Source organism: Halopseudomonas xinjiangensis (genome assembly GCF_900104945.1).
GTDB classification, from domain to species: Bacteria; Pseudomonadota; Gammaproteobacteria; order Pseudomonadales; family Pseudomonadaceae; genus Halopseudomonas; species Halopseudomonas xinjiangensis.
Genome location: NZ_LT629736.1, coordinates 2,086,870 through 2,099,933, shown reverse-complemented (window position 1 = coordinate 2,099,933; position 13,064 = coordinate 2,086,870). Strand labels below are relative to the sequence as shown.

Sequence of the window (13,064 nt, the reverse complement as noted above, 5' to 3'; positions counted from 1 at the left end):
ACTAAAGACATCGAATGAATCGATGGGATCAGCTGGCGGACTCTGTGCCGTGCTTCTGCTCAAGCTCCTGAATCACACGCTCGTAGGCTTCGCAGGCGGTGTGGCGATCGTTGGTGGGATCGCGTGCCTGCAGGCGCAGCAGTTCTTCATGCAAGGCAAGCGCTTTTTCCGGATCACCGTCAGCCAGACGATGGATGGTTTCCGCGGCTTCTTCAGCTTTGGCCAATGCATCTTCCGGCGTGCAGGCCAAGGCCGGGACCGAAGCCAGGCCCAATGCACATGCCAGTACTAAGCTATAACGACTCTTCATGGTGCTACCTCTTTTTCCCGCTACGGGTAATCGTAAGACCCCATGGTATCCCCTGCGGTTCGATCGGCATAGCGCTGGCCCGCCACCTGCTCGGGGCGAATCGTCGCAGGCCAGAGCTAGCTGCAATCGATTCGCGGGCAGCAGCTGGGCCGGCCGGCACGGTTCTGCACTATGCTGCTGAGACTGGTCGCGCGCCGGAGAAGCGCGACGTACCAAGCCCTGTTCCGAGGAGTAGATCCGCGCAATGAACGCCATTACCAAGCCATCCGCAGTCGTCGAATCCTACGGGTTCTGGAATAGCGATTTTTCCGCCGAACATGCAGTGGCCGGCGGCGGTGATTATGTCGATCTGTGCTGCGATGAATCGCGTTTGCTGTGGATCGAGTTGCTGCCCGCCACCGGACGCAGCGTGGTCATGCAGTGGACCGAGGGAAGCGGTGTCGAATGCCTTACGCCCGAGATCAATGTCCGCAGTCGGGTGTACGAGTACGGTGGTGGTGCGCTGTGCCTGTGCGGCGATACCTTCGCCTTCGTCAGCGCAGCGGATCAGCAGATCCATTCCTTCTGCCCTGCGACTCGACGCGCTCAACCATTGACCGCCCGGCCTGGGAGTCGTTATGGAGGGCTGGTGTATGACGCGCTCCGCAATCGAATCATTGCCGTCGAGGAGACGCGCGAAGCGGCCGAGGTGCTGCATCGAATCGTATCCATCGATCTGATCGGTCACCGTCAGGTGCTGGTTGAAGGGTCGGATTTCTACAATAGCCCTACCGTGAGCGACAATGGTCGCGAGCTCGTCTGGATTGAATGGAACCGGCCGAACCTGCCATGGACGCGTACTCGTCTGTGTCGGGCGCGACTGAATACCGCCGGCGGGTTGCAGCGGACCACGACCTTTGGCACCGGGCAGAACGAAGCCTACCAACAGCCGTTCTTCGATGCCGATGGCACGCTCATGTGTCTGTGTGACCGTAACGGCTATTGGCAGCCCTGGCTGGTGACCGCCGCCGGCGACTTTCGCCGACTCCCCAGCCAGCCGGGTGATCATGCGCCGGCGCCCTGGACGCTTGGCCCGCGTCATGTCATGGCGCTCGCTAAAGGATGGCTGGCGCTGAGCTGGCTCGATTCAGGCTACGGGCAACTCGCTTTCCGACACGTCGACTCCGCCGAAGAGCGCCACCTGGCACCCGAGTACACCCGCTTCCGGTCGTTGGCCGCGAACAGCCGCTGGCTGTTTTGCGTCGCGGGTTCGCCTGACTGCACGGCGGCGATTCTGCGGGTAGATCTGCAAAGCGATGACGTCACCGTGCTGCACCGCACCCATAGCGCGTTAGGCGAAGAGGAAATTGCCCGGCCGCAACAGCTGCGTTATCGATCCGGCGATGGCGAGACCGCGCACGGTTTCTTCTACGCGCCACATCAATCGCGTGTACGAGGCGAAGAGGGTTCGACGCCACCGTTGCTGATCTTCACTCACGGTGGACCCACCTCGGCTACCTATGCCGTGCTCGATCAACGCATCCAGTTCTGGACACAGCGCGGCTTCGCCGTTGCCGACCTGAACTACCGAGGTAGTAGCGGCTACGGCCGGGCCTACCGCAATCGCCTGCAGGACAGTTGGGGCATAGTCGATGTCGAAGACGTTCTGCACGCGGTCGAGCACCTCAGCCGCGCGCAACTGATCGATCCCGATCGCGTGTTCATTCGCGGATCGAGCGCTGGTGGGTATACCACGCTGGCAAGTCTTGTTGCCGGAGGGAGCCTGTTTCGTGCCGGGGCGAGCCTGTATGGGGTCAGCGATCCGTTACAGTTGCGGGCGGTTACGCACAAGTTCGAGGCGGATTATATCGACTGGCTGATAGGCGATCCGCAGCGCGATCCCCAGCGCTACGTCGAGCGTTCGCCACTGCAGCGGGCCCAGCGCATTTGCACGCCCGTCATCTTCTTTCAGGGCCTGGACGACGCCGTCGTACTTCCCGAACAGACACAGCAGATGTACACCGCGCTGGAGGAGAACGGGGTGCCGGTTCGCTGCCTGAACTTCGAGGGCGAAGGGCACGGTTTCCGTCAGCCGCATAACCAGATTCGTGTCCTGGAAGAGGAATTGGCGTTCTATCGGGCACGGCTCTGACTGTCTTCCCGCGCAGGGCAAAATCCTCCGAGCGCTCTGGCTCGGTTGATAGCGGCTAGCCGCGATCTCGCCATCAAAAAGCTTCGGTTTCTCCGGAACAAAGGCCAGCACGAAGCACCTAAAGGCATGGTCGGATTCAACCAGTACACGCCCATTGGACGGGCTTCCACCCAGGGCACGTTCAACAATGCGATTCAGTTTCGGCGGGATGCCGATGTTGTTCTATTGCTGCGCACTTCTACTTTCGCAGCTCACTCATGCGCAGACAGCAGATGAACAATCGGAGGCCGAAGCGCCCTCCGAAGAGCTGAGTACCGCCTGGCGAAACCTGGCCGACATTGGTCATGGCCAAGGGCTGCATCCGCTTCACGCAGAAGATGTCGTCAGCTTTCGCCTGCCGTTGCCGCTCGACGCCGAACTGGGCGATCCGCGCCTGGATCTTCGTTACGCGGTTCCGATGCTTGCCGAGGCGGGGGCCACGCTGCAAGTTACCGTCAACGGCACGCCCCGTGAATTGATCTCCATGGACGATGTCGGCGAGCTGCCCGACGCGCCTGGGGGTGGCTCGCTGCGCCGTTCACAGATCATATTGCCGCTGAGCGAAGCGGACCTGAACAGGCCCTTCGTCGAGGTAGAAGTCAGTGCCAACTGGTACTCGACGGTCAACAGTTGCAGCGCGCCGGGTCGCCAGCGCTTTTTCCGGGTTCTTCCGGAAACCGCCATCGTCTACGAGCTTGATGACGAGCCCCGTACCAGCATTCGCAGCTTTCTCACTACGCTCCCCGATAGTGTTTCCCTGGCGATGGACCCCTGGCTCGGGGCCGAAGCGATTCGTGCTGCCTGGCTGCTCACCCGCGAGCTTCAAGCACGCGGACACACCGTCAGTCACGCGGATCCGGGCGAGGAAGCGGACATCGTCATCTCCACCCGCGACGCGCTAGCCCAGCAAGGTGTTCTTCTCGAAGCGGAAAACGACATCCAGCTCATTGAGCCGGCCGAAGCGTCGGCGAGACAACAGATGGCTATCGTCGAGCCTTATCACATCGATTCACTTGCCGGTCCTTGGGCGCTGCTGCTGGCGGACGATGGCTATGGCGAGAGTCTCGGTGCTCCTCTGGAAAGCGGGTCCTCCGAGCGCTTCGCCCTGGAGCGTCTGGGCGCGGATGTCAGCGCGCGAGTCTTCCGTGACCCGACCGAATGGACCTTTCGCACGGACATTCTCCCTACCGGGCGCGCGCCGGCTGCGTTACGTCTGGATATGGTCGTGCCCCCGAGCCCGGACGACGCACCCCTGGTGCTGTATATCCTGCAGAACAACGTGGTTCGCGGACTGCAATCCTTGCCCAGCGAGGGAGGGCGGCATTCGCTGTCGCTGCCGCTGAATGAAGCCGGGCTGTACGCCAAGGACCCGGTGCGCATCGTGCTCAAGGGCCAAGACAACCAGCCTTGCGATTCCGAAGTGGGCTCCGGCTACGCGCAGCTGCTCGATTCGTCGGTGCTTGAAACTGTCGAGTCGCAGCGCACCCCCGAAACCGTGGCCGAGTTCGCTCGCGGGGTCGGCGGCGCCTTTTCCGTGCACCTGCCCGCGGATGCCTTCGGCGATCCGTCGGCCTGGGTCAGGGTGCTCGGCAGCATCGGCAACAGTCTTGGCGTAGACCCGCGCGGCGCCGAGTTCAGCAGTGTATCGCTGCCACCGGTGGCAGACCGCCCGTTCATCTGGCTTGGTCCGCAACCTCCCGAAGGCTTCAGCGCGCCGATCATCTTCGACCATGGCCGAATTCAGGTGCAGGACCGGTTCGGCTCGGTGTTGCTCGACTCCGGCGAGCTGCCGGGCATCCAGACGGTCAGTCTGGTACGCAGTGGCAGCCAGCGCGGTCTCTGGCTGAGAACCGTTGCAGAAGGTGTGCCGGGCTTTCCGCCCGGCGCAGAAAGTGCCACAGGCGATCTGATTTTTGGCGACTCCCGGGGCGTGCTGGTAGCCATCGATACGCGAAACGACGCTGTTGCCAGTGTCGCCTATCCTGAACGAACCACCTGGCTCGACACCTTGGCCCGTTACCGCGGCTGGATATTCGCTGCCGCCTGGTTGCTTCTGACCATCATCGCCGTGCTGGTAGCCCGCAAAATGAGGAAGAACTCACTATGAACCGACCTTCGATGCTTCATCGCTCTGCGCGCCGTGTCCCTTCGCCGGGCGCCATCCTGCTGACAGCTGTTTCTGCGCTCTCGTTTGGGGTCGCCATGCCCGTTTCGGCAGGCGCCTGGGTACAGGAACAGGGGCGCACCCTGACGATTCTGAAGCTGGCGCACACTGAAGATGCCACCGCATTCGACGCGTCGAGCGAGAGGACCCGCTTCCCCGATCGAGGCAACAGTCGCCAGGACCAGATCAACCTGTACATTGAGCACGGACTGACCCCGGACCTGACTGCCATCGGCAACTTCTATTACAACGATGTGAGCTACGACAGCGACACCTTCAGCGGCAGCACGCGTGGTTTCGGTGACCAGGAGCTTGCCTTGCGCTACCGCTTGAACCCAGGGTCGGGCGACACCTGGGTCGGCGCACTGCAAGGCTTGGTGAGTATCCCGACGTACGATGACGACGAGATGCCGGCGCTGGGCCTGGGCGATTATGCATTCGAGCTGCGCTATAGCGTCGGACGTGGCTATGTGCTCGGTGGGCGCAACGGTTACATCGACGCGGGGGCCGCGATTCGGCTGCGCAGTGACGATCCGGCCGATGAGTTTCGCTTCGACATTGCCAGCGGCATCGCGTTGAACCCGCACTGGATGTTGATGGGCGAGGTGAACGTCATCGAAGGCTTGGGTAACGGTGAAGAGCGCAACCGCCTGGCGTTCATCGACAGTACCGATTACGACCTCACCAAGCTACAGGCTTCGCTGTTGTTCACGCCCGGTGCGGGCAATGTACATTTTCAGGTGGGTTACACCAAGCCGGTACTCGGTCGCAATACCGGCGGAGCGGACGGCCCCTTCGTAGCTGCCTGGTGGCGCTTCTGACATGCAGCAAAGTGGTATGACCGGTACCGCCGTCGCATACGGACGGCAACCCAACCCGCTCGCCGATCGCGAGCGTCTCGGTGAGATGCTGGTCGAGAAGGGTTTGCTGCGTCCGGAGCATCGCGACACCGCATTGTCACTGCAAAAGCGCTGGCGCTCGCGCCTCGGCGAGATCGTACTCGCGCATCGCTGGATGACCGCCCTGCGGTTGTACCAGGCGCTATCCGAGCACTTCGGGCTTGATTTCGTCGATCTGGTGGAGAATCCGCCGGAAGCGCCGCTCAACCCCGATCTTTTTTCCGCCTGTGCTGAGCGACAGGTCATTCCCTGGCGCTATGAGAATAACCGTCTGGTGCTGGCAGTGGCCGACCCTGGCCCCGAGACGTTCACCTGGGCGAGGCGCACCTTCGGACCAGAGGTGCTGTTTGTCGGTACATCGAAGTTCGACATTCTCTGGAGCCTTCAGCTCGACTCGGATTTCCGTCTGACTCACGACGCGCTGACGTTACTGGCGGACCGCGCGCCGGAGCATTCGGCGCGTGAAGTAATCACTCGCCCGCAGTTGCTTACCCTGTATGGGCTGCTCACCGTGCTTCTGGTGGCGCTGGCCTTGTCTCCTGTCAATGCGCTGATCGGGCTGAACGTGTTGATTACGCTGGGCTTTCTCGCCACCTTTGCGTTGAAGCTGGTGCTGGTATGGTACGGATCGAGACGGCGGATCGACATCAAGGTCACCGAGGACGACGTTGCCAGCCTGCGCGAGGAAGATCTTCCGGTCTATACGGTTCTGGTGCCCATGTACCGCGAGCCGGAGATTCTGCCGATACTCGCCAATGCGTTGCGCAAGCTCGACTATCCGGCCTCCAAGCTGGATATCAAGCTGGTGCTCGAATCGGACGACCGGGAAACCATCGAGGCGGCCAAACGTTTGGGGCTCGAAGCGATCTTCGAGATCATCCGTGTCCCGCCATCATCGCCGCGTACCAAGCCGAAGGCCTGCAACTACGCCCTGCGTTTCGCCCGCGGCCAGTTCGTGACCATCTACGATGCCGAAGACAAGCCCGAGCCGGGTCAGCTCAAGCGCGTGGTGGCGGCTTTTGCCAAGTCGGCACCCGAGGTGGTATGCGTGCAGGCACGGCTGAATTACTACAACGCCGATGAAAACTGGCTGACGCGGATGTTCACGCTGGAGTACACGCTCTGGTTCGACTTCTACCTGCCGGCACTCGAGTACCTGCGCATTCCGATTCCGCTCGGCGGCACATCCAATCACTTCCGTATTCAGGCGCTACGCAGCGTTTATGCCTGGGACCCTTACAACGTTACCGAAGACGCCGATCTCGGAGTGCGTCTGGTCCAGCAGGGTTATCGGGTAAGCGTGGTCAATTCGACTACCTTCGAAGAAGCCAACGTGAGCATTCCCAACTGGATCCGGCAGCGTTCGCGCTGGTTCAAGGGCTACATGCAGACCTGGCTGGTACACATGCGCGATCCGGTGCATCTGTATCGCTCGACCGGCTTTCGGGGCTTCTGGGGGTTCCAGTTCTTCATTGGCGGTGGTGTGCTGACCGCACTGGCAGCGCCTTTGCTCTGGCTGATCTATGCCCTCTGGCTGGCAGCCGGGACCCGCGCCTTCGACTTCCTGTTTCCACCGGCGCTGGTGTATCTGAGTCTGCTCAATCTGCTGTTGGCCAACGGCTTCTTCATCTACATGACCTTGGTCGCAGGCTTCAAACGCGACTATTTCAAGCTGGCACCTTACGCGCTCACCGTTCCGCTGTATTGGCTGTTGCAGTCATTTGCCGCATACAAGGGCCTCTGGCAATTGATCAGCAGACCGTTCTACTGGGAAAAGACCAATCATGGCATTAGCAAGTACGTACCGGCCGAACGCAAGGCCGCGCTCCGGGAGTAGATCCCGGCGGCGCCGCCGTCATAGCGCTCCGGTACTCATCGTCGTACTGCTTGCGCTGGCCGCCCTGTGTTACCACCTGCTCGCCAACGGCTACATGAGCAGCGATGCACTGGCGCGCTACGCCAAGCTACTGGTGATGCGCGACGCGGCAGGCCTGCGTCTGGAGTTTGCCGGGTTCCTGTCGACGCAGATGTCGGTCTATCTGGGTCTCTTGTTCAGCTGGATGCCCGGCTTGCCTGGGGTGCTGGTGCCGTACCTGCTGGATATCGGTGCGATGACCCTGTTCGCGTCGCTGGCCTGGCGCGACATCACGCGGGACCATGGCGCGCTCTGGGGCTGGCTGTGGACGGTGTTGCTGGTCTGCCATCCGTATTTTCTGTGGGTGGCCACTTCCGGGCACAATCTCGGACTCGGAACGCTCGCGGTATACGGCCTGTTTCGCACGCTGCGCAGCTTTCGCGGGGATCCGGAACCGCGCGCCTATCTGCGGTTTGCCGGCTGGTTGTGCCTGTTGTTCTTCATTGACGAGCGGGTGTCCTTCATCGCGCTTGCCATGCTGCCCTGGCTAGCCCTGGTTGCGCCGCGCACCATCCTTCAGCGTGCGCCTCTGGCGTTCTATCTCATATGTTATCTGCCATTTCTGTTTGCTCTGCTTGGCTGGATGTACATGAACTGGCTGTTCTTCGGCGACAGTCTGATGTTTATTACCCGTGCTGATTCAGCTTTCCGTGGCGGTTACGCCGATGCGCCGTATCTCCCCTGGTTGCTCGAGTTTGGCGGGCAGTGGTGGCAGCCGCTGCTGTGGCTGGTCGTGACAGGCGCGCTGTCGTTCCCGTCGCTGCTTCTGGCTTTCTGGAGTCTTCAGCGTGGTTGGGCCGGCACCCTGGCCGTGGCCGGTACGCTGGTCTGCGCTGGCGCCATGGCGACGCTGGCCTGGTTCGCTACCCAGGCGCTGGATTTTCTCTCGCTGTTGCTGGTGCCGGCAGCGCTTGGATTGCGCACGTTGCTGCCCTGGCAACGGATTCCTGCGACGGTGCTGCTATTGCTGGCGATACCGCTCGGTTGGCTGGTGCTATTGCGTGATCCGCTCCCGGAGGTGCAGCAGTGGTCCACAGCATTCCGCACTCCGCTGGAGCAGCGCGCGAGCGAAGACATTCGTCTCGGCGCATGGCTGGCTGATGTGCGTCTGCCGACATTAATCGATGACCAGGCGGCATACCGGGTCATTGCCGCACGACGCGACGCCGAGCAGCTGATACTGCCGTTCGACGACCGCTTCAAGCTGGCGCTTTCGACACGCGGCGGCATGCCGGCGCAGCTCGTGGTCGCACGGCCGGGTTCGCTGGAAGGCGCTCAGGACAGCATTTCGCAACGGTTCCCGCAGCTATGGGAAAGCGGCATGCCGGGTTATCAATTGGTATTCGAAGGAGAGGTATGGCGGGTATGGCAAAGAGAACCCTGATGTTTCTGGCAGTGTTGCTGTTGCCCCTTGTCGGGTGCACGCAACAACCGGAGTTCTGGATTGGCGCCAATGTCAAAGTCGCTGGAGATGCCGGTTGGGACAGCGAGGAGGCCAAGCGTTCATTGCAACAATTGGCCGACAGCGGGGCTGATCGCGCATTGCTGGTGGCGTTCACCTGGCAGGCCCAGACAGACTCCAACGATCCGGTCATTGGCAGCGACAGCAGTCCGGAAATGATCCAGGCGGGCCTGAGACAGATGAAGCAGGTGGGCCTGGTGCCGGTATTGAAGATTCACCTGTGGATACCCGACCGCTGGGCTGGCGATGCGCAGCCAACCGATCCGGACGCCTGGTTCGACGCCTACCGCGAAGCGGTCCTGCCATTGGCAAGGGTCGCCGAGCAGGAGCAGGTACCGGCGCTGGTGGTCGGAACGGAACTGCGTAATCTCGAGCAATCCGGCAAATGGCCTGGTCTGGTCGCTGCGGTGCGCGAGGTGTACTCCGGCAAGGTGTTGTACGTAACCGATAGCTTGCAACGAGCCGAAGAGTTTCCGCACTGGGGCGTGTTCGACGTGGTCGGCAGCAGCCTCTATCCGGCGCTGCCCAGCGAGCCGATGCAGCGCGATACGCAGATGCGCGAGGCAGCCGACCGGCTGGTGCTGCTGGGCGAACGCCATCAGAAGCCCGTATGGGTGGCCGAGGTAGGTTTGCGGTCGGCTGATGATGTGCTCGCGGCACCGTGGAAGAGTCCCGAGGAAGTGGAGTTGCCGGTTGACCTCGAGTTGCAGAAGACCATTCTCGAGAAATGGAAGACCGTGTTGGACCGCCCGGGTATCGAAGGCATGGGGATCTGGTGCTGGTATACCAACCCGGACGCGGGCGGAGAGAACGACACCGACTTCACCGTGCAGAACAAACCGGCCGAATCGATTTTCCGCGACCCGCCAGCGGGTCCGTGACCGGCTTCATCAGCCGGTACCTGAGCAGTTAGGGCTGGCGGCCGACTGCGGCTAGTCGGCGCCAACCAGCTCAAGCAGGCTGCGGGCATCGACCGGTTTGGTCAGATGTACGTTGAAGCCGGCGTCCAGTGCGTTCTGTTTGTCGGTCGGCTGGCCCCAGCCGGTCATGGCGATCAACAGGACGCGGTCGCCGCCTGCACGGGCCCGAATGGTCCTGGCCAGCTCATCTCCGCGCATTCCCGGCATGCCGATATCCAATACGGCCGCGTCGGGTAGCTCGCGCTCGAACGCTGTCAGTGCCTCGGTCCCATCATGCGCCACGATGACCTCATGGCCGTTGAGCCGCAGGATATCGGCGACCGTCCCGGCAATGTCCGGATTGTCGTCGGCAACCAGCACCCGGCGCTGGCGGGTCAGTTTGGCAGTCGTGGGTTGCGTGGAGCCGTCTGTTGCGGTCGAGGCGTTGCCCAGTGGCAACCTGACACGAAATTCGGAGCCGAGCCCAAGCCCCTGACTGAAGGCCTGCACTTCGCCTCCATGCAGTCGCGCCAGCTCGCGCGCAAGCGCCAGGCCGATCCCCAGCCCGGCGCTGACAGCGCCGCCCTGGATCGGGATCTGGGCGAACTTTTCGAAAATCGTCGGAATCTGCTCCGCCTCCAGACCCAAGCCGTTATCCGTCACGCTGACTACCGCCTGACCATCAGCGATCAACACCTGAACGCAAACCCGGCCTGCTTCCGGGGTGAATTTCGCCGCATTGGTCAACAGGTTGGTGATGATCTGCTCCAGACGCATCGGGTCCGCCTCGACCGGTACCGGATATTCCGCAAGGTCGAGAGACATCTCGTGGCGCCGGAGTTCAAGCTTCGGGCGAGCGGTCTCCAGCGCCGCGCGAGCCACGTCACGAAGATCGGTCGGTTGCTTTCGCAGCGTCAGTTTCCCCAGCGTGATCCTGGATATATCGAACAGATCGTCAAGCAGCAGAGCCATGTGTGCCACCTGACGCTCGATGATGTGCTGGCTGCGCTGCTTCTGTGCTTCGGTAGCACGCGGCGAGCCGAACAGGCTTGCTGCCATTCGGATGGGCGCAAGCGGATTTCGGAGTTCGTGGGCCAGCGTAGCGAGGAATTCATCCTTGCGTCGATCTGCCTGCCGTAACAGCGATTCCTGTCGCTTGCGTTCGGTGATATCCGCAAACCAGACGGCCACGCGGCCTTCGAATGGCGTCGCAATGATATGCACCCAGCGCTCTTGCCGATGCTCCGCCGCGGCGAGCTCGACATCTCTGGACTCGCCATCATTGACCACGCGCAACAACTCGGCGAAGGTCCGGCGCGCCTGCCAGCCGGTGAGCACCTGACTGAGCGGCGAGCCGATGAGCTCCTCGACCGAGCGCTGAAAAGCCCGGGCCCCCTGGGGGTTGATGAATTCCCAGCAGAAGTCGCGCACCTGGCCATCATCACCGCGGTCTGGAGCCAGAACACAGAAGGGCACTGAGGACGATTCAAGGGCTACTTGCAGGGTTCTTTGCGACTCGCCTGCGCGGGTCTGCATGTGAGCGCGGTCAATCAACACTGCTGCCAGGCCTGCGCACAGATCGGCGAGGTGACGATCCAGAGCGCTGGGTTCGTGAGGATGCATTTGCAGTAGCACGATCGCGCCGGAAACCGAGCCGTCGCTGCTTCGAAACGGTGTGCTGTGCAGCGAGCGGAAGCCGTCCAGATCGCATATCCCGTCTTCCAGCGATATCTGCCCGCCACGCAGCAACCGGGCGCCAACGTCGCCTTTCAAACTGTCGGACCTGTTCAGCTGCGCCACGTTGTCCGAACTGAAGCCGCCAGCGGCGACGATGCGCAGCGGACCGGAGCCCTGGCGCGACAGTATCAGTGCATGATCGGTATCCTGGAGCTCACAGAGCAGGTCGACGATGGCGGTCAGTTGTGCTGACAAATCGGGGAGTTCGATCAGTCTGTTGCTCAGGCCGTGAAGCCGCTCGAGTCCTGTCACTTGCAGCGTCAGTTCCTGCTGCGCCTGCCTGAGGCGAAGCAGGGTACGGCTGCGCTCCGCTTCGCTTTCCAGTCGGGCCCGCCCGGAGGCTTCCAGAGCGTGCCCGACCTCGCTGATCTCTTCGATATCGGTCTTCGGCGCAACCGGCATTTCACTGGTACCTATGGCCAGAGCGGCCTGACGCAATTCGGTCATGGGCGTGCTGATACGGCGGCTGGCAATCAAGGCGGCGACGATGGCCAGCAGCAGCGAGAGCGTCAGCCCGCCACCATAAATACTGAACGCCCGCGCTGCGGAGGCTTGGACTGCTGCCGTCGGCATGCCGACAGCTACCGTCCAGCCGGCTTCTCGCTGCAGCCGGACGAACGAGGTGTAGGCATTCATACCTTCGATGGTCGTGGTGCGGCCGGTACCTTCTGCCTCGGGCCGTTCCGCCAACATGTCAACCAGAGTCGGCGAGGCGGGCTGCCCCAGGGTTTGTTCATGCTGGCTGGTCCTGGCGATGCGCCGGCCGTTCCGATCGAGCACGGTCATCACTGCTCCCTCGGGTAGCGCGCGAGTGCTCACCACCTTGAGAATCGCCGAGGGCTTGAGTACGGCGGTCAACACATATTCTGTGGTTCCGTCTCGAACGACCGGGACACGCAGCGGTACACCCCAGGTACCCTCAGGGCCTTGAGCGATATTGCCGGCCTGCCGCCTTTCGGTAGCGATGACCGAGCTGAAACTGGCCCAGTCGGCAATGGCGCCGCCCGGTTCTATCCCCTCGACCGTGATGCGGTGGAGCACCTCGCCGTCGACGTTGGCAATCAGCAGCGAATGCCAATCAGGCACCAGTGGTAATACGCGCTGAACAAGCCTGCCGAAGGGCTCCAGATCGTCCTCGGCTAGCGCAGGGGCGAGCGATAGCGCTTCAAGAACGTCCAGCGACCGGCCGACTTCCGTTTCGATTGCGGTAGCGGCAAGGCGCGTGATGTCCAGGTTGCGCAGCTCGACCTGGGCTTCTTCGTAATTTACCAATCGCCATAAGCCGATGCCGGCTATGGTTGCCAGCGGCAGGATGCCGGCCAGTGCGATTGCCAGCAACCTCCGGCGAAGGGGGACGATCCGCCGGCTGGAACCTGATGATTGACTCACGCCGGCCTGCCGACGATCAACTGGGCAACGGACGCGTGAGCGGGAAGGTGAGGTAACTGCGGATTGCTGTGAGGGCCGCGTCGATACTGCCGCATGGCAGTGGTTCCTTGTTCTTGTCC

General features: G+C 62.2%; 8 protein-coding genes. 6 read left to right on the top strand and 2 right to left on the bottom strand.

Annotated elements, in window-relative coordinates:
• Nucleotides 1-28 precede the first annotated feature (28 nt).
• Nucleotides 29-310: a hypothetical protein gene (locus tag BLT85_RS09590; protein ID WP_093393810.1), complete on the bottom strand. Its 282-nt coding sequence runs from the start codon at nt 308-310 to the stop codon at nt 29-31.
• A gap of 244 nt (nt 311-554) precedes the next feature.
• Between BLT85_RS09590 and BLT85_RS09585 the strand changes: the two genes are divergently transcribed.
• From BLT85_RS09585 to BLT85_RS09560, 6 genes are all read left to right on the top strand, one after another.
• Complete coding sequence (locus BLT85_RS09585; protein WP_093393807.1) at nt 555-2,441, top strand: alpha/beta hydrolase family protein; 1,887 nt, start codon at nt 555-557, stop codon at nt 2,439-2,441.
• A gap of 187 nt (nt 2,442-2,628) precedes the next feature.
• The gene (locus tag BLT85_RS09580; RefSeq protein WP_093393803.1) at nt 2,629-4,587 is read left to right on the top strand and encodes a hypothetical protein; all 1,959 of its coding nucleotides are present in this window, start codon (nt 2,629-2,631) and stop codon (nt 4,585-4,587) included.
• A 95-nt stretch (nt 4,588-4,682) separates the two neighbouring features.
• Nucleotides 4,683-5,465 (top strand): transporter family protein, encoded by a 783-nt coding sequence (locus tag BLT85_RS09575; protein WP_093397605.1) that lies wholly within the window; start codon nt 4,683-4,685, stop codon nt 5,463-5,465.
• Nucleotides 5,466-5,481: 16 nt separating this feature from the next.
• Nucleotides 5,482-7,380: a glycosyltransferase family 2 protein gene (locus BLT85_RS09570; RefSeq protein ID WP_093397603.1), complete on the top strand. Its 1,899-nt coding sequence runs from the start codon at nt 5,482-5,484 to the stop codon at nt 7,378-7,380.
• On the top strand, nt 7,328-8,842 hold the full coding sequence (locus BLT85_RS09565; protein ID WP_093393800.1) for a hypothetical protein: 1,515 nt from the start codon (nt 7,328-7,330) through the stop codon (nt 8,840-8,842). The genes BLT85_RS09570 and BLT85_RS09565 overlap by 53 nt, the downstream gene beginning before the upstream one ends.
• Nucleotides 8,824-9,801 carry a glycoside hydrolase family 113 gene (locus tag BLT85_RS09560; protein ID WP_197673842.1) on the top strand — a complete coding sequence of 326 codons (978 nt, stop codon included), beginning with the start codon at nt 8,824-8,826 and terminating at the stop codon, nt 9,799-9,801. The genes BLT85_RS09565 and BLT85_RS09560 overlap by 19 nt, the downstream gene beginning before the upstream one ends.
• A gap of 51 nt (nt 9,802-9,852) precedes the next feature.
• On the opposite strand, the gene BLT85_RS09555 is transcribed toward BLT85_RS09560, so the two are convergent.
• Nucleotides 9,853-12,945, bottom strand: coding sequence for an ATP-binding protein (locus BLT85_RS09555; protein ID WP_157718163.1), 3,093 nt, complete (start codon nt 12,943-12,945; stop codon nt 9,853-9,855).
• Nucleotides 12,946-13,064: the final 119 nt, after the last annotated feature.